This window comes from Streptomyces sp. NPDC002730 (assembly GCF_042888805.1).
GTDB lineage: Bacteria > Actinomycetota > Actinomycetes > Streptomycetales > Streptomycetaceae > Streptomyces.
The window spans coordinates 98,759-116,123 of record NZ_JBIAQG010000010.1; the positions used below are offsets into that span (position 1 = coordinate 98,759).

Consider the following 17,365-nt stretch of genomic DNA (forward strand, 5'->3'; position numbering starts at 1 on the left):
GCCGCTACCGGGGCGGGCGGACGGTGATCCGCGCTCCGGGGCTCAGCTTCTCCAGCGACTCGGCGAGTTCGGCGGCTGCGGCCTCGAGCTCGCCGTTCGTCATGGGGGCCATGCCCTCCAGCAGGAAGAGCGCGTTCACCGACTCCTCGGTGAGCCGGGTGCGTACGCCCTGGCGCCAGTTCCAGCGCCGGCAGGTGACGCCTTCGTCGTCGCACCAGACGACCTCGCCGGCGTCCGGATGCTCGACCGTCTCCTCGCCCCCGGCGACGGTGACGAACGGCTCCTCGCCCGTGGCCCGTACGAGCCGCATCCCGCCCTGGATGTGGTCGGTGTCCTCACCGCCGACCGGGATCAGATGGGCGACGCTGATCGCGTTGTAGAGATCGACCAGCCGGTTGATGCGCGGCAGCCCGCCGTCGGCGAGCGCCCGCTTGGCCAGCGCCTCGGCGGAATTGCGCGTACGGGACGGCTTGGCACCGAAGCCGGAGTACGCCGCGCGCCAGGCCACCATGTGCGGGTCCTCGTGCGGGGCACGCCCGTCCAGGCGATCGGCGAGCCTCCGCGCGGCATCGTCCAGCAGGGCCGAACTGTCGGCATTGCTCTCGCCGTTGACCAGTCCGCGGGCCTCGACGGCCACATGGATGAAGCCGGGCGCGAGGTCCAGGACCTCGTCGGAGACGGTGAGCGTGAGCGTCATGGTTCGTCGTGCCTCACAGTTCGGCCGGGTACAGGGTCCAGAGAGTCTCCAGGTCGGGCGCCGCCCGGAGAGCGTCGAGCACGGCTGGATGAGGTACATCATAGAGCACTGGATAGTCCATCTCATTGGACTCCGGCCGCACCTCGTAAGCGAGGCGCTCCGTCGCGAGCGAGAACTGTGCGTCGATTCCGGACTTGTTGCCGCGCGGATCCAGCCGCGCCCACTCCCCGCTGCCGCCGGGAAGCTTCAGCGCCGCCAGTCCATGGACGACATTCAGTCGCTGGTAACAGAAGGCGGCAGGGATGGACCCGGCGCGCAGCAGGGCGACGAGCGCGTGGGACTTGGCGCAGCAGATGCCGGTGCGCTGCGCGAGGACGTCGGAAGCACGCCAGGGGACCCGCACATCCCCCGTGTCACTGGAGTGCGGGATGGTGTCGCGGACGAATTCAAAGGCCGCCTTGGCGTATGAGTATGCATCGACACCATCGCTACCGAGACGAGCGGCCGTCTGCCGCACCAGCGGGTGTTCATGGTCGATGACCTCGTCAGCGGCGAGATACGCAGACAGTTCAGGGTTCTGCTGGATCAGCTCCATGCCTGCCGACCCTAAGCAAGCGACCGACCGGACGTCAATCAATTTCCGGTCGGCCACATACTTATACAGCGATGTCTACTTCGCCATCTCTTCCTTCAGCGCCTGGACGAAGGCGTCGACGTCCTCTTCGGTGGTGTCGAAGGAGCACATCCAGCGGACGTCTCCCGCCGCCTCGTCCCAGAAGTAGAAGCGGAAACGCTTCTGCAGACGCGCGCTCACATCGTGCGGCAGACGCGCGAAGACCGCGTTGGCCTGTACGGGGTGGAGGATCTCCACACCGTCGACCCCACCCACGCCCTGCGCCAGCCGCTGGGCCATGCTGTTGGCGTGCCTGGCGTTGCGCAGCCACAGATCGCGCGCCAGTAGCGCCTCCAACTGCACCGAAACGAAGCGCATCTTGGAGGCGAGCTGCATCGACAGCTTGCGCAGGTGCTTCATATGGCTGACGGCGTCCGGATTGAGGACGACGACGGCCTCGCCGAAGAGCATGCCGTTCTTGGTGCCACCGAAGGAGATGACATCGACGCCGACGGCGTTGGTGAACGTCCGCATCGGGACGTTCAGCGACGCGGCGGCGTTGGCTATCCGGGCCCCGTCGAGATAGACCTTCATCCCGCGCTCGTGCGAGTGCTCGCAGATGGCCCGGATCTCGTCGGGCGTGTAGACCGTGCCCAGCTCGGTGTTCTGAGTGATCGCGACGACCTGCGGCATCGCCCGGTGCTCGTCGTCCCAGCCGAACGCCTGGCGGTCGATGAGCTCGGGCGTCAGCTTGCCGTCCGGAGTCGGTACGGTCAGCAGCTTCAGCCCACCCATCCGCTCCGGCGCGCCGCCCTCGTCGACGTTGATATGCGCGGACTCGGCGCAGATCACCGCGCCCCAGCGGTCGGTGAGCGCCTGAAGAGCCGTCACATTGGCGCCGGTGCCGTTGAATACCGGAAAGGCTTCCGCCGTCGGGCCGAAGTGACTGTGCATGACCCGCTGGAGGTGCTCGGTGTACTCGTCCTCGCCGTAGGCGATCTGGTGACCGCCGTTGGCGAGCGAGAGCGCCGCGAGGACCTCGGGGTGAGCGCCCGCGTAGTTGTCGCTCGCAAAGCCTCTTACGGACGGATCATGGTGGCGCCGAGCGTCGGTCTTCGTCGGTGTCACGGCTTGGGGGTCAGCCACAGGCGCTGTCCATTCGCTTCCCGGGCGGGCCGGTCCCAGACTCCGGCGATGGCTTCGGCCAGTTCCGTCACGTCCGTGAAGCCCGCGAATTTTGCATTCGGGCGCTCGGCACGCATGGCGTCGTGCACGAGTGCCTTGACCACCAGGATGGCAGCCGCGGCCTTCGGCCCCTCCTCGCCCCCTGCCTTGCGGAAGGCGTCGGCGAGCGCGAGCGTCCAGGCCTCGGCCGCGGCCTTGGAGGCGGCGTACGCGGCATTGCCCGCGGTCGGCTGGCTGGCGCCGGCCGCGCTGATCAGCACGTAGCGGCCGCGGTCGCTACGCAGCAAGCCGTCGTGGAAGGCGAGCGAGGTGTGCTGGACGGTACGGATCAGCAGCTTCTCGAGAAGCTCCCAGTCGGCGAGGTTGGTCTCGGCGAAGGAGGCGCTGCCGCGCCAGCCGCCGACGAGATGGACCAGTCCGTCGATCCGGCCGAACTCCTTCTCGGTCTTGTCCGCCCACTCCCGCGTGGCGTTCAAATCGAGGAGGTCGACGGTGTCCCCGGTGACGGTCGCACCGCCGTGCGCGTACCGGGCGGCATCGACCGCCTCGGCGAGACGCCCGGGGTCAGCGTCGGAGGCGACGACTGTCGCACCGGCCTCGGCCAGGCGCAGCAGGCAGGCCCGGCCGGCCGGGCCTGCCGCTCCGGCCACCGCGACCACGGCGCCTTCCAGCGGACCTCTGCCGTTTTCGATCATGGTCGTCGCCTCCTCCGTACGAGCGTTCACGCGGCCACCCGCTCGGCGCTCGCGGCGGTGATCCCCTTGGTGGAGGCGATCACGGCCTTCAGCTTCTTCGACAGCGCCTCATAGAACATGCTGAGCGGAAACTCGTCCGGGAGCACGTCGTCGACAAGTTTACGGGGCGGCTGTGACAGATCGAGGGCATCGGGGCCCTTGGCCCAGCGGGAACCGGGGTGCGGTGCGAGATAAGTCGAGACCAGGTCGTACGCGGCAAACCAGTGGACCAGCTTGGGCCGGTCGATACCGTCGCGGTAGAGCTTCTCGATCTCGGCGCAGAGATCATTGGTGACCTGCGGGGCCCGGTCCCAGTCGATCTTCAGGGTGTTGTCGGTCCAGCGCACCACATCGTGCTTGTGGAGGTACGAGAAGAGCAGCTGGCCGCCGAGCCCGTCGTAGTTGCGCACGCGGTCACCGCTGACCGGGAAGCGGAACATCCGGTCGAAGAGCACGGCGTACTGCACATCTCGGCCGTGGGCGTTGCCCTCGGCCTCGAGCTTCACGGCCTCCTTGAAGGCGGTGAGGTCGCAGCGCAGCTCCTCCAGGCCGTACATCCAGAACGGCTGGCGCTGCTTGATCATGAAGGGGTCGAAGGGCAGGTCGCCATGACTGTGGGTGCGGTCGTGGACCATGTCCCAGAGCACGAAGGCCTGCTCGCAGCGGGCCTGGTCGCCGACCATCTCCTGGATGTCCTCGGGGAGTTCGAGGCCGAGGACGCGTACGGCCTCGTCGGTGACGCGACGGAAGCGCGCGGCCTCGCGGTCGCAGAAGATGCCGCCCCAGGTGAAGCGCTCGGGAGCTTCACGCACGGCGATGGTCTCCGGGAAGAGCACCGCGGAGTTGGTGTCGTATCCGGCGGTGAAGTCCTCGAAGGTGATGCCGCAGAAGAGGGGGTTGTCGTAGCGGGTGCGCTCCAGCTCGGAGAGCCAGTCGGGCCAGACCATGCGCAGCACGACCGCTTCGAGATTGCGGTCCGGGTTGCCGTTCTGCGTGTACATCGGGAAGACGACCAGGTGCTGCAGTCCGTCCACGCGGCCCGCGGCGGGCTGGAAGGCGAGCAGCGAGTCCAGGAAGTCGGGGACGTCGAAGGCGCTGTCGGCCCACTTGTGCAGATCGGAGACGAGCGCGCGGTGGTACGCGGCGTCGTGCGGGAGGAGCGGTGAGAGCTCCTCCACGGCGTCGATCACCCGGTCGAGCGCGGCATCGACGACAACACGGGTCGGGGCGCCCTCGGCGTCGAAATCGATCGAGCCGTCCTTGGACTGCCAGGGCCGGATCTGCTCGACGGCACTCTTGAGCGTCGGCCAGGCCGCGTGCTCGATCACCCGGGCAGCGGGGGATATGCCCCCTGCGGCAATGTCCTGCACAAGAATTTCCGTCATGTCACTTCCTCTACGGGAGAACCTCGCGTCAAGACACCGTATCCGTGCGAGGTTCCCCCGTACAAGTAGAGACTTGGGAAATTATCCTGCCCGACCCCATGGTCACCGAAAGTTTTGCGGTCGACCCGGGACTGATGCGATGGCTTCTATCAATCCCCTCCGAGCCTGCCGCGCCCCCGCCGACTGGTCGCGCGCACTACCGCGTCAAGCCACGGAGAGACGCGCCCACGCGCGGGTGAAGCGGCTCGCGGCACACAGCCGGCTGCCGGGTAGACGGACGCGTCCGCCCGACCCGCCTCGCCCCGGAGCCGTACCGCGTGAGCACCCGAGCCGTCCTTGTCGCAGCCCTCATCACCGGTTTCGTCCTGGGGATCGCGGAGGCCAGAGCGGCCCCCTCCACTCCGCCGCGCGAGACCGGTTCCATCGCGCAGGCGGCCCGTTAGGCTGCGAACTTGCCGCGCCGGTGCCGGGATGCGTCGCGCGCGGGAGCCGCCGTCGACGGAAGCGAGAGAATCTTGACTTTCCTCACCATCGGTCATCGCGGGGTCATGGGCGTCGAGCCGGAGAACACCCTGCGCTCCTTCATCCGTGCCGAGCAGGCCGGTATGGACGCCATCGAACTGGATCTGCATCTCAGCAAGGACGGCGCCCTCGTCGTCATGCACGACGCCGACGTGGACCGTACGACCGGCGGAAACGGCCCGATTGCCGACAAGACCCTCGCCGAGTTGCGGGAGCTCGACGCGGGCGACGGCGAACGGGTACCGGTCTTCGAGGAGGTGCTCGACGCCGTACGGGCACCGCTCCAGGCGGAGATCAAGGACGTGGCCGCGGCCCGGGCACTCGCCGAGGTGATGCGCCGCCGCGATCTCGTCCAACGCGTCGAGGTGTCGTCCTTCCACGACGACGCGATCGCCGAGATCGCCGCCCTGGTGCCGGGTGTACGGACCGTGCTCATCGCCAGCCGCTGGGGCGCCGACGTCGTGGACCGCGCGAAGGCGGTGGGCGCCGCCTCCCTCGCGCTGAACATCCGCAGGCTGACCCTGGAGACCGTCGAGCACGCCCACGGCGAAGGGCTGCAGGTGATCGGCTGGGTGGTGAACACCCAGGACCATCTGCGGCTGGTGCGCGCCCTCGAGCTGGACGGCGCGACCACCGACTTCCCCGAGATCCGGCGCACCGGCCGGTTCACGGCCTAGCCTTCCTGCGCCGGTCCCTCTGGGGCTGCCTAGGACAGGTCCTTCACCAGCAGCTCGAACGCGAGATCGTCGCGCTGCGGGACGCCGACGCGCTCGTCGCCGTACGGGAAAGGGGTCAGCTTTCCCGTACGGCGGTAACCCCGGCGCACGTACCAGGCGATCAGCTCGTGCCGGACCGAGATCACGGTCATCTGCATCTCGCGCACGCTCCAGCGCTCGCGGGCGATGCGCTCCGCCTCGGCGATGATCTGGCGGCCGAGGCCCGCGCCCTGCAGCCCGGGACGGACCGCGAACATGCCGAAGTACGCGGCCTCACCGCGGTGTTCGAGCTGGCAGCAGGCGATCAGCTCGCCGTCGCGCTCCACAGCGAGGAGGGTGCTGCCAGGAGTGGTGACTATCTCGCGCACGGATTCCGGGTCGGTCCGCTGCCCGTCCAGGATGTCCGCCTCGGTGGTCCAGCCGCTCCGGCTCGAGTCGCCGCGGTAGGCGGACTCGATCAGTGGAACGAGTACCGACACATCGGCCTCGACCGCGTCACGGTAGGTGAGTTCGCCCGAGTTCCGGGGTGGTGCGGTGTCCATGGGCCGACTGTCCGTTCTCCGCTGCGTGCAGGTGTCCGACGAGACTAACCCGGCCGTTCGGCCTAGGGTCCGGGGCATGGTGCATGTGCTGAGCAGCCGGATCCTGCTTCGTCCGGCCGATCCCGAGCAGTCGCGCCGCTTCTACGGCGAGACGCTGGCCCTGCCGGTCTACCGGGAGTTCGGCACCGGCCCCGAGCGGGGCACGGTGTACTTCCTGGGCGGCGGCTATCTGGAGGTCTCGGGGCGTGCTGCGGCGGCGCCTTCGCCCTCCGTACAGCTGTGGCTCCAGGTCGCGGACGTCACGGCGGCGCACGAAGAGCTGTCGGGGCGCGGTGTCGAGGTGCTGCGGCCGCCGCGGCGCGAGCCGTGGGGGTTGATCGAGATGTGGATCGCCGACCCGGACGGCCACCGCATCGCGCTGGTCGAGGTGCCGGCCGACCATCCGCTGCGGTACCGCCCATGAGCACCGCGGCCGGCAGTAGAGGCGTGTAGGGGCGCCGGAGGGGCGAGCGCGCTTTCCGGGTGTGCTCCCCGCGTACCCCCGTGCGCTCGCGTAGGTCACGCAGGGCCGGGCATCGACCACTCGACACCGTCGAAGGGGGAGGTGCGCGGTGCACGGACCTGCGATGTCCGACTGGTTGCTCGTCGCGCTGTGCGGGGCGACCGGCGCGTACTGCCTTGCGCGGATGCGCAGCTGCTCCGGCGAGGCACGCAAGGCGGCCGGCGGCGAGGCCCTGATGGGCTTCGGGATGGCCGCGATGGCCATGTCCGCCGCCGTGCTCACGGTGCCGGAGTGGGCCTGGACGGTGTACGCCGCGGTCTTCGGCGCGGCCGCGCTGCACGCCCTGTGGCCGGCCCGGCGCGGCACGCACCATCTGCACCATCTCGTCGGCTCGCTCGCGATGGTCTACATGGCGGTGGCGATGGCGCCGGGCGGCGGGCACACCGGTCATTCCTCCCCCGGTGTGCCGTTGCTGACCGGCGCGCTGCTCGTGTACTACACCGTGTACGTACTGCGCTCGGGCGTCCGGCTGATGCCCGTGCCGTCTCCTGCGGGCGGCGCGGCGACGGCGACCATCGCCTCGGGTGCCCGCCCCGAGCTGGCGCTCGCCTGCAGGCTCACCATGGGTATCGCCATGCTGGCGATGCTGCTCGCCCTCTGAACCGCCGGCGCGGTCCGCCGAACCGCGGGCGCCGAACCGTGTCGTACATCACTTGGCTTGCGCGGCCATACCCGCAAGTAGCAGCACCCTCATAGGGTGTCGCCCATGTTGGTCTCCCTCGTGCTGCTGCTGCTCGGCGCACTGGCCGCCGTCGTGGCCCCGCGACTTGTGTCGCGTGCCGACTGGCCGGAGCGCGAGCCCGTGGTGGCGCTGTGGGTGTGGCAGTGCGTGGTGGCGGCCGTGCTGCTGTGCTTCGCGCTCTCCATGACTTTCAGCGCGGCCGGGGCCTGGCAGTTCGTACGGGGTCAAGTCTTCGCGGCCGCACCGCACGGCGTGGTCGAGGCGTACGCCCTCGGCGCGAACGAACCGTGGCCCGCGCTGCTCGCCGTGGCCCTCGCCTGCGGTGGCCTCTGGACGGGCGCGATGCTCACCCGGGAGATCCACCGGACCCAGGTGCGGCGCAAGCGGCGGCGCATGGAACTTCTGGTGCGCTCCCCGCTGCTGCCGGGCGAGGAGCCGGGCAGTGAACCGCTGGTCGTCCTGGAGGGCGAGCGGCCCGACGCCTGGTGGCTGCCCGGCGCCGCACCCCAACTGGTCATCACCACAGCCGCGTTGCGCCGACTGAAGGGCCGTCAGCTCGACGCCGTACTGGCGCACGAGCAGGGGCACGCGCAGGCGCGGCACGACTGGCTGCTGCACTGTTCGGCCGCGCTGGCCAACGGCTTTCCGCAGATCCCGGTGTTCGCGGCGTTCCGCGACGAGATGCACCGGCTGGTCGAACTGGCTGCCGACGATGTCGCGTCGAAGCGCTTCGGCCGACTCACCATCGCGCTGGCCCTGGTCGAACTCAACGAGGATCGCGGGGTGTTCGGGCCCTGCCCCACGCCGGACGCCCAGCTGCCGCACCGCGTCAACCGGCTGCTGACGCCGGCGCCGCGGCTCACCGCCGGCCGCAAACTGCGGCTGACCGCGGCCGCCGCACTGGTGCCGCTGGTTCCGCTGCTGGTGGCATTCGTGCCGGCTCTGCGCGCGCTGGGTTAGCCCGACGGGCCGGTCAGCCGCGAGGATCACCCCCATGTACTCCCGTCGCCCGGCGCCCTCGACTCCCCCGGCCCACGACCCGGTCGCCGTACCGGCCCGCACAGGTGCAGTGCTCGCCGTCGTGTCCGTGGTGCTGGTGGTTCTGGTCGCTGTCTCCTGGGCGCCTCTCGTCTCCTTCGACCGCACCGTCGCCGACAGGCTGCACCACTGGGCGGTGACAGAGCCGGGGCTCACCAGGGTGAACCGGGTACTCACCGACTGGGTGTGGGACCCGTGGGCGATGCGCGGCCTGATCGCCGCGGCCGCTGCGTGGCTGTGGTGGCGGGGAGAGCGGCTGCCGGCACTGTGGGTAGCGGTAACGAGCGCGGTGGGCACGTTCGTACAGCAGGGTCTGAAGTCCGCCGTCGGACGGGAGCGGCCACAGTGGCCGGATCCGGTCGACTCGGCCCACTACGCGGCCTTCCCCTCCGGTCATGCGATGACGGCCATGGTCACCTGCGGTCTGCTGCTGTGGCTGCTCAGGCGGCACGGCGTGGACGGACGGCTGTGGCACTGGAGCGTCACGGCCGCGGTCGTATCGGTCGCCGGAGTGGGCCTGACCCGGCTCTATCTCGGCGTGCACTGGCCCTCGGACGTGCTGGGCGGCTGGCTGATGGGGGCCTGCCTGGTGGCCCTGTCAGCCGCCGCGTACGAGCGTGTGGTCTTGTCCCGGAAGCGGTGAGGCGGAAAGGATCGCGGTCATGGCGATCAAAGGTGTGCTCTTCGACTTCTCCGGAACGCTCTTCCGTATCGAGTCCGCGCGGGACTGGCTGAGCGCGGCCCTCGACGCGCGGGGCAGTACGGTCCCCGAGGCCGAACTCTCCCGGTACGCGGATGAGTTGGAGGCGGCCGGAGCACTCCCCGGCGGATCCTTCCCACAACGGCTGCCGCCGCATCTCACCGAGTTGTGGGCGACCCGCGACGAAAGCATGGAGCGGCACCGGGCCGCGTACACCGGTCTCGCCCGGCAGGTGGAGCTGCCGGACGCGGGGTTGTACGACGCGCTCTACGACCGCCATATGAAGCCCGCGGCCTGGCGCCCGTATCCGGACGCCGCCGAGGTGCTGCGCGCGCTGCGGGAGCGGGGCATGGGCGTCGCGGTGGTCAGCAATATCGGCTGGGACCTGCGGCCGGTCTTCCGCGCCCACGGCCTGGACGCCTGGGTGGACGCCTACGTCCTGTCGTACGAGCACGGGGTGCAGAAGCCCGATGTGCGCCTGTTCCGCACCGCCTGCGAGGCGCTGGCCCAGGACCCGCGCGATGTTTTGATGGTGGGCGACCACCCGACCGCGGACGGCGGGGCCGCGGATCTGGGCTGCGCGGTCCACTTCGTGGACCACCTTCCGGTGGCGGAACGGCCGACGGGACTGCGGCCGGTGATCGGGCTCATCGACTGAGCCCTCGACTGAGCTTCACAGCGACGGAGGCACACTGAAGGCATGACAAAACCACCCGAACCGGACGATCCCCCGCGTCGCCCGGTTCGGGCAGCACCCTGCTGACCAGGCCCTCAAGGCCTCGCAGTGGGACGCCCTGAGTATATTGGCTCGGAGCCAGTCAACGCAGGAGTCAAGCATGTCCCCGCGGAGCGCATCGGTCAATGAAGAGCTTCGTCGGCGTTCCCGGGAGCGGCTTCTGCAGGCGACGGTGGAGCTCGTCGGCGAGCGCGGATACGAGGCGACCACGCTGGCCGACATCGCCGACCGGGCGGGCTCGGCGCGCGGACTGGTCTCGTACTACTTCCCCGGAAAGCGCCAGCTCCTGCAGGCGGCCGTGCACCGCTTGATGCACCTGACGCTCGAGGCGGCGCTCGAGCGCGAGCCGCGCACCGATGACGGGCGGGAACGGCTGGCACGGGCGATCGACGCGATTCTGGGGCTGGCGGTCGACCATCCCCTTCTGATGCGGACCCATATGTCGGGGGTACTGCAGGCCGATGGTTTTGTGCAGGGCCCGGAGCAGCAACGCCTCGCGTTCCTGCTGCGGGACACGATGGAGCGGTACGGATCACCCGATGTCGACGCCGACTACCCGCTGCTGCGTGCCCTGCTGATGGGCGCGGTCTTCGCGGTGCTGCTGCCCGGCGCACCGATGCCGCGGGCACGGCTGCGCGCGGAGCTGTTCCAGCGGTACGGGCTGGACTGGGAACTCGGCTTTCCGCCGGGCGGCAGGCCGCCCGGCGGAAAGCGTCAGGAGACCCGGGATCAGTGGTCGAAGTCGTCGAAGTAGTCGGGCTGGGTCTGCACATTGAGCTCGTGCATCCGCACTCGCTTCGCCGGGTTCGTCCGACGGTCGTCGAGCTTCAGCACATCGAAGCCCTTGGCGATGTCATTGGCGTAGATGTAGCCGTTGTAGTAGTACGCCGACCAGGCACCGCCGGTCGATATCGTGTCCGCGCTGAGCGGGCCGCGCTCGAAGTAGGCGATCTCCTTGGGCTTCGAGGAGTTGGTGAAGTCCCAGACCGAGACCCCGCCCTGGTACCAGGCCTGGACCATGATGTCGCGGCCCTTGACCGGGATGAGTGAGCCGTTGTGGGCCACGCAGTTCTCGGTGTCCGCCTGGTAGCGGCCGATCTTGTAGTAGCTGCGGAAGACCAGCTTGCGATGGTCGCCCCTGCCGACGATGTCGTAGATGCCGTCGGCGCCGCGGTTCGGCCCGATCTGGGCGTTGCAGGTGGCCGCGCCGCCGCCACCGAGCTCGTCGGTGAAGACGACCTTGTTGGCCCGCTGGTTGAAGGTCGCCGAGTGCCAGAACGCGAAGTTCACGTTGTCCTGGACGCGGTCGATGACCTTCGGGTGCTCCGGGTCCTCGATGTCGAACAGGATGCCGTCACCCATGCAGGCGCCGGCGGCCAGGTCCTTGGACGGCAGCACTGTGATGTCGTGGCAGCCGGTGGTCTTGGAGACGCCCGGGTTGGTGGGCGAGCCCGGGTTGCCGCCGCCGTCGGGGCCCTCGCCCGGGAAGAGCACCGGGAAGTTCACGATCGCCGACTTCTCGGGGGCCTTGCGCGGCACCTTGATGACGGAGATTCCGTCGTGCGGCGGCTGGCAGTCCGGGAAGGTCACGCTCGGCGAGTACGAGGAGACGTAAATGTAGACGTTGCGACGCTCCGGCACGATGGTGTGCGTGTGCGATCCGCACGCGGTCTCGACTGCGGCGACGTACTTGGGGTTGGCCTTGTCGCTGATGTCGAAGATCTTCATGCCCTCCCAGGACGACTTCTCCGTCGCGGGCTGCGAAACGCTGTTGCAGGAGTTGTCGTTGCGCGAGGAGTCGGTGGAGAGGAAGAGCAGGTCACCGGAGACCGAGATGTCGTTCTGCGATCCGGGACACAGGACCTGCGAAACGGTCTTCGGGGCCCTCGGGTTGCTGATGTCGAAGATCCGGAAGCCGTCGTAGTTGCCCGCGAAGGCGTACTTGCCCTGGAAGGCCAGGTCTGAATTGGTGCCCTTGAGGGCGTCCTTGGGGATGTTGGTGAGGTGCTCGACATTGTCGCTGTGGACGACTGCGTCGACAGGGGGTATCTCGCCGCTTGCGATGGCCGATCTGGCTTCGGCGGCCTGCTCCGAGGAGACCTTCTCCTGGGCGGGCGTGTCCCCGGGGTCTGGTATGGCGACCGCGGGTCCGGCCGCCAGCAGCGTGGCAAGGAGCCCGGCCGCGGCTGCCGCCACGCCCAGACGTCTGCGCCGCACTCGGGTGGTGTGCAACAGGGTCACTGCGTCCTCCCTTGTATCCGTTCGCAGTTGAACGGTTCACGGACCCTCGGCAGTATCTTCCTTTCCATGTACATCTCAATAGATGGCAACAGAGACGTAATGAAAGTTCCTGATCAACGGTGTGCGGAAGCGTGCTAGGACGGTCCCCAAAAACCCCAAGTGCCTCAGGAGGCCACCGTGTTGAACCGTCGTAGGACCGCGCGTGTCCACAGGTCCGTCGTCGCGGCAGCGGTCACTGCCGCCGTACTCGCCCTGGGCGCCTGCGAGTCGGGCTCCGACGCTCCCGCCAAGGCCAAGGGGGCAGCGGGGCCGTCCGTGGTGGCACCCGGGAAGCCGGGCGAGCCGGCCAAGACACTCTCGGCGGAGGAGGCCGCGAAGGCCGCCCCGGACGACACTCCCAACGCGGCGGACTTCTCCTACGCACAGATGATGATCACGCACCACGGCCAGGCACTGCAGATGACCGCACTGGCACCGGATCGCGCTGGATCGACCCAGGTCAAGCGACTGGCGGAGCGCATAGCCGCCGCGCAGAAGCCGGAACTGGCCGCGATGCAGGGGTGGCTCAAAAGCAACGGCGGGGCGAAGGGGAAGGGCGGTCATGACCACGGTCCGGGCGCAATGCCCGGAATGGCCACCCCGGCCCAACTGGCCCAGCTGCGCGCGGCGAAGGGCAAGGCGTTCGACGAACTCTTCCTGACGCTGATGATCACCCACCATCAGGGTGCGCTCACGATGGCCACCGATGTCCTCTCGGGCGGGAACAACGTCCTCGTCGAGGAGATGGCGAACGATGTGATCGCTCAGCAGACGAGCGAGATCAACCGGATGCGTTCGATGTGAGGGGCGCCTCGACCGCGTCGGGCCCGTCCACCGCGTCGGGCCCGCCCTCCGGGGCGGACACACCCACCGGGTCGGACACACGCACCGGGTCGGGCATAGGCGCCGGGTCGGCCCTGCGGCGGTTGTGGCGCGGCGCGAGATACCCCTCGTCCCGGGCGCCCGCGATGAGCCGGAGCGACCTACGGCGGCTCCGCCCGGTGGCGCCCATCACCGCGAGCACGGGGTCACGCCCGTCCTGCTGCGCGGCCCGGTAGACGTCGGCCGCGATCCGTCGGAGGGCGCTGCCGCGCGGCACGGCGGGGCGGGCCCGACGGCGGTCGGGCGATGGCGCGTCCGCCCGCCCGGTGTCGCCGGGCGCGACCGGAGCCGCCTCCTCTGCCCCGGGTTGCTCCATGGCCACCCGGCAGGCGTCCACGAGTGGATCCCTGAGCCGGTCGGCGAGCACCGCGAAGCCCTCCAGCGGCAGGGGCGGGTCGGCCCGCAGGTCTTCGATGGCGATCCGCCCGTCGGTGACGACGGCGAGTACATCGAGCCGGGCACCGTCGGCAAAGGTCAGCCGGACATCGAACCAGGGCGGGGCGACCTCGCACGTCCCCTGGAGCGAGTCCGTGCCACAGGTGACCGTGCCGCGCCCCTGCAGCTCCCACACCGGCGGGTACGGCAACGCCTCAATCGGTTCGTACCGATCACTAACGTTAAGAAACGTAGTTTCTTGCACAATTAGCACGCAACCAGGCAAATCATCACTCTTTGTGGCGGCACGCGCGCCACGACGCCACAACACACCCCGTTAGCGCATCTCCCCCATCTCCGCCCACCGGTGCCATGCTGGAATCCCCCTGCGGGAAGGAGCGCAGCTGTGCTTCGCGTCGCCGTCATCGGATCGGGACCCAGTGGGGTCTACGCCGCGCAGTCCCTTGTCCAGCAGAGTCGGGTGCCGGATGTGCGTGTGCACGTCCTGGACCGGCTCCCCTGCCCGTACGGACTCGTGCGCTACGGGGTCGCGCCCGACCACGAGAAGATCAAGTCCCTCCAGAACAATCTGCGCACTGTGCTCGAACACGAGCGGATCGACTTCATCGGCAATGTGGAGGTGGGCACGCACGGGCTGGACCCCGGGCGGCTGCTGGAGCTCTACCACGCGGTTGTGTACTGCGTCGGCGCCGCCAAGGACCGCCGGCTCGGCGTGCCGGGCGAGGATCTGCCCGGCAGCCACTCGGCCACCGAATTCGTCTCCTGGTACAGCGCACACCCCGATGCGTCGGGCAACGGCTTTGTGCTCGGTGCCCGCTCGGCCGTGGTGATCGGCGTCGGCAATGTGGCCGTCGACGTGGCCCGTATCCTCGCCCGGGGCGCGGAGGAGCTCCGCGCCACCGATGTGCCCCAGGCGGCGCTCGGCGCGCTCGCGGTCAGCCAGGTGCGCGAGGTGCACATGGTGGGCAGGCGCGGCCCCTCGCAGGCGAAGTTCACCACCAAGGAGCTGCGCGAGCTCGGCTCACTGCCCGCGGCGGAAGTGGTGGTCGAGCCCGAGGACCTCGCGCTCGACCCGGCGTACGCCGATCCGTCGGGCAGCGCACCCGCCGCCCTGCCGGCGGTCAACCGCCGCAATCTCGACGTCGTACGCGGCTGGGCCGGGCAGCCGCCGCAAGGGCAGGACCGCCGGATCCATCTGCGGTTCTTCCTGCGTCCGGTGGAGCTGCTGGAGCACGGCGGGCGGGTGGCGGGCGTACGGTTCGAGCGCACCGTTCCGGACGGCGACGGAGGCGTTCGGGGCACCGGCAGGTACGAGGAGATCGAGGCGCAGCTGGTGCTGCGGGCGGTCGGCTACCGCGGAGTGCCGCCGGCGGGTCTGCCGTTCGACACCGAACACGGCACGGTGCCGCACACCGGCGGACGGGTACTGCGGGACGGTGTGCCGTCGCCCGGGGAGTATGTGGCTGGGTGGATCAAACGCGGTCCGACCGGAGTGATCGGCACCAACCGGCCGTGCGCCAAGGAGACGGTGGCGTCACTGCTCGACGACGCGGCGATGCTTACGCTGCGCCCCGTCGCCGCCGACCCGCTGGCCGCACTGCGGGAGTCGGGGCACCAGCCGGTCCCGTGGCCGGGCTGGATGGCGATCGAGGCGGCGGAATCGGCGCTGGGACTGACGCTCGGCCGACGGTCCGTGAAAATCGCCGACTGGCCAGGTCTGTTGAGTGCGGCGGGTGGCGCCACGCACGTCTGAAGCCTGCTGCAGAAGGCTGTGTGCGGGGCCCGCCCGGTCACACGGGCTGCCCGATCGGCCTGACGACGACGGTATTGACGTCGACTCCGCTCGGCTGCCCGATGGCCCACACAAGGGACTCGGCGAGTTGGTCGGCGGTCAGCAGAATCCCGGGAGGAAGGCTCCCCATGCCGTCCCAGAAAGGAGTCTCCACCCGTCCCGGAGCGATCAGGGTCACGCCGATGCCGTGCTCGGTGACCATGCGGCGGGTGTTCTCGGCGAGGCCGGTCACCGCCCACTTGGTCGCTCCGTAGATATTGCCCGGGGTGTTGACGAAGCCTGCCACGCTGCCGACGAGAACGATCCGCCCGCGCGTCTCCTTCAGGGCGGGCAGAGCGGCCCTGATGAGCAGAGCGGGGCCGAGCACATTGGTCAGAACCATCTCGCGCCATCCGGCGGGGTCGCCGTCGGCGAGGGTGTCATGGGTGGCGAAACCGGCGTTGGCGACGACGGTGTCCAGCCGCCCGAACTCCTTGACGGTGGCCTCGACGGCCGACCGGACCGAGTCGTAGTCGGCCGCGTCTCCGACGATCGTCAACAGGCCGGCCGGCTTGCCCAGTTCCTCGGCGAAGCGGCGGAGTCGGTCCTGGCCGCGTCCGGTGACGGTCACCCGGTGCCCTTGGTCCAGCAGCTGCCGGGCTGTTGCCGCTCCGATACCGCTGCCACCCCCCGTGATCAGAGTGACAGGAGAGTCGGAAGTGTCAGTCATGCCTACCCCCAGAGATCCGCGACCAGGGCCACTGCCCTTGCCGTGGCGGGGATTTCATCATTTGGAGTGCGCTCGATGTCAACCCGCTCCGGACACGGCCTACTTGTCGCCGTCGCCGAGACGGTCCGCCTGGCGTGCCGCCGCGCCGAGGATGCAGTCGAGCAGTCCGGGGAAGAGCGCGTCCAGATCGTCGCGGCGCAGACCGTTCATCTTTGAGGTGCCCTGGTAGGTCTGCTGGATCACGCCGTTCTCGCGCAGCACGCGGAAGTGGTGGGTGGTCGTGGACTTGGTGACGGGCAGATCGAAGTGCGAACACGACAGGCTCACCTCTGCCGTCGCAAGGTCACGTACCACGCGCATCCGCATCGGGTCGGAGAGCGCGTGGAGCACGTTCTCCAGGCGGATCTCGTCGCGCGTGGGGTGGGCGAGCACGCGGGGGCTTGTCGCGGTGGTCACGGCGGCTCCACTTCATCGAAGGAACTCCATTGTACGAGATCTCTCGTAGTTTGATACGCATCGTAATACGATGAATCTCGTACGAGTCGGGCACAGGGCGCCGCCCGACGCCACGTCGAGCCGCTCTCGCGCCCTGAGCTGCACCGACGGGTTACTGTGCGCTCTGCCGTGACGTGACGCGCGGTGCACCCCGAAGGAGGAGATGACTCCATGTCCCGGCGCGGAGCTGAGCTGGACGAACTCGACCGCAAGATCATCGCGGCGCTGATGGCGGATGCGAGGGCGAGCCTGAGGGAGATCGGCGTGTCGATCGGCCTGTCGGCGCCCGCCGTGAAGCGCCGGGTGGACCGGCTGCGGGAGCAAGAGGTGATCACGGGCTTCACCACGGTGGTGAAGCCCTCAGCGCTGGGCTGGCACACCGAGGCGTATGTCGAGGTGTTCTGCGACGACGCCGCCCCGCCGAGGAGGCTGGCGGAGGTCGTTCGCAACCATCCCGAGATCCAGTCGGCCGTGACCGTCACCGGGCGCGCCGACGCGATCCTGCACATCAGAGCACTCGATGTCGCGCACTTCGAAGACATCCTGGAGCGGATCCGCTCGGAGCCCTTCGTGAAAGCCACGAACAGCTTCATCGTGCTCAACCACCTCCTGCCGGGCAGCCCGGAGGCCGGATCGGGACGCCTCGCACCCGACACCGCTTAACAAGTGGTGGCTCAAAGCCTCGTACGCGCAACATAG

21 protein-coding genes are annotated in these 17,365 nt (G+C 69.3%); 11 read left to right on the forward strand and 10 right to left on the reverse strand.

The features are described from left to right. Nucleotides 1-4 precede the first annotated feature (4 nt). From ACFYXH_RS25200 to ACFYXH_RS25220, 5 genes are all read right to left on the reverse strand, one after another. Nucleotides 5-697 carry a B3/4 domain-containing protein gene (locus ACFYXH_RS25200; RefSeq protein WP_389567070.1) on the reverse strand — a complete coding sequence of 231 codons (693 nt, stop codon included), beginning with the start codon at nucleotides 695-697 and terminating at the stop codon, nucleotides 5-7. Nucleotides 698-710: 13 nt separating this feature from the next. Continuing rightward, nucleotides 711-1,292, reverse strand: a complete 582-nt coding sequence (locus ACFYXH_RS25205) for a transglutaminase family protein (RefSeq protein WP_389567073.1) — start codon at nucleotides 1,290-1,292, stop codon at nucleotides 711-713. A gap of 75 nt (nucleotides 1,293-1,367) precedes the next feature. Next, nucleotides 1,368-2,456, reverse strand: a complete 1,089-nt coding sequence (locus ACFYXH_RS25210; protein ID WP_389567075.1) for a threonine aldolase family protein — start codon at nucleotides 2,454-2,456, stop codon at nucleotides 1,368-1,370. Then, nucleotides 2,435-3,190, reverse strand: coding sequence for an SDR family NAD(P)-dependent oxidoreductase (locus ACFYXH_RS25215; protein WP_389567711.1), 756 nt, complete (start codon nucleotides 3,188-3,190; stop codon nucleotides 2,435-2,437). Before ACFYXH_RS25215 ends, ACFYXH_RS25210 begins: the two co-directional genes overlap by 22 nt. A gap of 26 nt (nucleotides 3,191-3,216) precedes the next feature. Further along, entirely contained in the window at nucleotides 3,217-4,614 is a 1,398-nt protein-coding gene (locus tag ACFYXH_RS25220; protein ID WP_389567078.1) for a DUF6421 family protein, read from the reverse strand. 317 nt (nucleotides 4,615-4,931) lie between these two features. Here ACFYXH_RS25220 and ACFYXH_RS25225 point away from each other — a divergent pair, with 317 nt between their 5' ends. After that, the gene (locus tag ACFYXH_RS25225) at nucleotides 4,932-5,057 is read left to right on the forward strand and encodes a hypothetical protein (RefSeq protein ID WP_389567081.1); all 126 of its coding nucleotides are present in this window, start codon (nucleotides 4,932-4,934) and stop codon (nucleotides 5,055-5,057) included. Between the two features lie 72 nt (nucleotides 5,058-5,129). Beyond that, a complete protein-coding gene (locus tag ACFYXH_RS25230; RefSeq protein WP_389567083.1) occupies nucleotides 5,130-5,813 on the forward strand; it encodes a glycerophosphodiester phosphodiesterase in 684 nt (227 codons plus the stop codon). A 29-nt stretch (nucleotides 5,814-5,842) separates the two neighbouring features. Here ACFYXH_RS25230 and ACFYXH_RS25235 read toward each other — a convergent pair whose 3' ends face one another. After that, a complete protein-coding gene (locus ACFYXH_RS25235; RefSeq protein WP_389567087.1) occupies nucleotides 5,843-6,394 on the reverse strand; it encodes a GNAT family N-acetyltransferase in 552 nt (183 codons plus the stop codon). 76 nt (nucleotides 6,395-6,470) lie between these two features. On the opposite strand from ACFYXH_RS25235, the gene ACFYXH_RS25240 reads away from it, so the two are divergent. The 6 genes from ACFYXH_RS25240 to ACFYXH_RS25265 all read left to right on the forward strand — a co-directional run bounded on the left by ACFYXH_RS25240 (nucleotide 6,471) and on the right by ACFYXH_RS25265 (nucleotide 10,866). Further along, the gene (locus tag ACFYXH_RS25240) at nucleotides 6,471-6,857 is read left to right on the forward strand and encodes a VOC family protein (RefSeq protein ID WP_389567089.1); all 387 of its coding nucleotides are present in this window, start codon (nucleotides 6,471-6,473) and stop codon (nucleotides 6,855-6,857) included. 148 nt (nucleotides 6,858-7,005) lie between these two features. Continuing rightward, the gene (locus tag ACFYXH_RS25245) at nucleotides 7,006-7,557 is read left to right on the forward strand and encodes a DUF5134 domain-containing protein (protein ID WP_389567092.1); all 552 of its coding nucleotides are present in this window, start codon (nucleotides 7,006-7,008) and stop codon (nucleotides 7,555-7,557) included. 105 nt (nucleotides 7,558-7,662) lie between these two features. Continuing rightward, a complete protein-coding gene (locus ACFYXH_RS25250; protein WP_389567095.1) occupies nucleotides 7,663-8,598 on the forward strand; it encodes a M56 family metallopeptidase in 936 nt (311 codons plus the stop codon). A 34-nt stretch (nucleotides 8,599-8,632) separates the two neighbouring features. Next, entirely contained in the window at nucleotides 8,633-9,319 is a 687-nt protein-coding gene (locus ACFYXH_RS25255) for a phosphatase PAP2 family protein (RefSeq protein ID WP_389567098.1), read from the forward strand. 19 nt (nucleotides 9,320-9,338) lie between these two features. After that, entirely contained in the window at nucleotides 9,339-10,034 is a 696-nt protein-coding gene (locus tag ACFYXH_RS25260) for an HAD family hydrolase (protein ID WP_389567101.1), read from the forward strand. Nucleotides 10,035-10,212: 178 nt separating this feature from the next. Continuing rightward, nucleotides 10,213-10,866 (forward strand): TetR/AcrR family transcriptional regulator, encoded by a 654-nt coding sequence (locus ACFYXH_RS25265; protein WP_389567105.1) that lies wholly within the window; start codon nucleotides 10,213-10,215, stop codon nucleotides 10,864-10,866. Here the strand turns inward: ACFYXH_RS25265 and ACFYXH_RS25270 are convergent. Further along, complete coding sequence (locus ACFYXH_RS25270; protein ID WP_389567108.1) at nucleotides 10,842-12,353, reverse strand: LVIVD repeat-containing protein; 1,512 nt, start codon at nucleotides 12,351-12,353, stop codon at nucleotides 10,842-10,844. The two genes, ACFYXH_RS25265 and ACFYXH_RS25270, sit on opposite strands and share 25 nt — an antisense overlap. A gap of 180 nt (nucleotides 12,354-12,533) precedes the next feature. Between ACFYXH_RS25270 and ACFYXH_RS25275 the strand changes: the two genes are divergently transcribed. Beyond that, nucleotides 12,534-13,196, forward strand: coding sequence for a DUF305 domain-containing protein (locus ACFYXH_RS25275; RefSeq protein ID WP_389567713.1), 663 nt, complete (start codon nucleotides 12,534-12,536; stop codon nucleotides 13,194-13,196). Here ACFYXH_RS25275 and ACFYXH_RS25280 read toward each other — a convergent pair. After that, nucleotides 13,174-13,860 (reverse strand): DUF6214 family protein, encoded by a 687-nt coding sequence (locus tag ACFYXH_RS25280; RefSeq protein ID WP_389567111.1) that lies wholly within the window; start codon nucleotides 13,858-13,860, stop codon nucleotides 13,174-13,176. The two genes, ACFYXH_RS25275 and ACFYXH_RS25280, sit on opposite strands and share 23 nt — an antisense overlap. A 195-nt stretch (nucleotides 13,861-14,055) precedes the next feature. On the opposite strand from ACFYXH_RS25280, the gene ACFYXH_RS25285 reads away from it, so the two are divergent. Further along, entirely contained in the window at nucleotides 14,056-15,423 is a 1,368-nt protein-coding gene (locus ACFYXH_RS25285) for an FAD-dependent oxidoreductase (protein WP_389567114.1), read from the forward strand. A gap of 37 nt (nucleotides 15,424-15,460) precedes the next feature. On the opposite strand, the gene ACFYXH_RS25290 is transcribed toward ACFYXH_RS25285, so the two are convergent. Then, complete coding sequence (locus ACFYXH_RS25290; protein WP_362685256.1) at nucleotides 15,461-16,171, reverse strand: SDR family oxidoreductase; 711 nt, start codon at nucleotides 16,169-16,171, stop codon at nucleotides 15,461-15,463. A 99-nt stretch (nucleotides 16,172-16,270) separates the two neighbouring features. Further along, on the reverse strand, nucleotides 16,271-16,627 hold the full coding sequence (locus ACFYXH_RS25295) for an ArsR/SmtB family transcription factor (RefSeq protein WP_389567118.1): 357 nt from the start codon (nucleotides 16,625-16,627) through the stop codon (nucleotides 16,271-16,273). Between the two features lie 210 nt (nucleotides 16,628-16,837). Between ACFYXH_RS25295 and ACFYXH_RS25300 the strand changes: the two genes are divergently transcribed. Further along, nucleotides 16,838-17,329 carry an Lrp/AsnC family transcriptional regulator gene (locus ACFYXH_RS25300; protein ID WP_389567121.1) on the forward strand — a complete coding sequence of 164 codons (492 nt, stop codon included), beginning with the start codon at nucleotides 16,838-16,840 and terminating at the stop codon, nucleotides 17,327-17,329. Nucleotides 17,330-17,365 lie beyond the last annotated feature (36 nt).

Bases quoted from the DNA above. Each gene is read 5' to 3' on its own strand.
- ACFYXH_RS25200 (WP_389567070.1), bottom strand. From the start codon at position 697: ATGACGCTCACGCTCACCGTCTCCGACGAGGTCCTGGACCTCGCGCCC.
- ACFYXH_RS25205 (WP_389567073.1), bottom strand. From the start codon at position 1,292: ATGGAGCTGATCCAGCAGAACCCTGAACTGTCTGCGTATCTCGCCGCT.
- ACFYXH_RS25215 (WP_389567711.1), bottom strand. From the start codon at position 3,190: ATGATCGAAAACGGCAGAGGTCCGCTGGAAGGCGCCGTGGTCGCGGTG.
- ACFYXH_RS25220 (WP_389567078.1), bottom strand. From the start codon at position 4,614: ATGACGGAAATTCTTGTGCAGGACATTGCCGCAGGGGGCATATCCCCC.
- ACFYXH_RS25235 (WP_389567087.1), bottom strand. From the start codon at position 6,394: ATGGACACCGCACCACCCCGGAACTCGGGCGAACTCACCTACCGTGAC.
- ACFYXH_RS25240 (WP_389567089.1), top strand. From the start codon at position 6,471: ATGGTGCATGTGCTGAGCAGCCGGATCCTGCTTCGTCCGGCCGATCCC.
- ACFYXH_RS25250 (WP_389567095.1), top strand. From the start codon at position 7,663: ATGTTGGTCTCCCTCGTGCTGCTGCTGCTCGGCGCACTGGCCGCCGTC.
- ACFYXH_RS25255 (WP_389567098.1), top strand. From the start codon at position 8,633: ATGTACTCCCGTCGCCCGGCGCCCTCGACTCCCCCGGCCCACGACCCG.
- ACFYXH_RS25260 (WP_389567101.1), top strand. From the start codon at position 9,339: ATGGCGATCAAAGGTGTGCTCTTCGACTTCTCCGGAACGCTCTTCCGT.
- ACFYXH_RS25265 (WP_389567105.1), top strand. From the start codon at position 10,213: ATGTCCCCGCGGAGCGCATCGGTCAATGAAGAGCTTCGTCGGCGTTCC.
- ACFYXH_RS25290 (WP_362685256.1), bottom strand. From the start codon at position 16,171: ATGACTGACACTTCCGACTCTCCTGTCACTCTGATCACGGGGGGTGGC.
- ACFYXH_RS25300 (WP_389567121.1), top strand. From the start codon at position 16,838: ATGTCCCGGCGCGGAGCTGAGCTGGACGAACTCGACCGCAAGATCATC.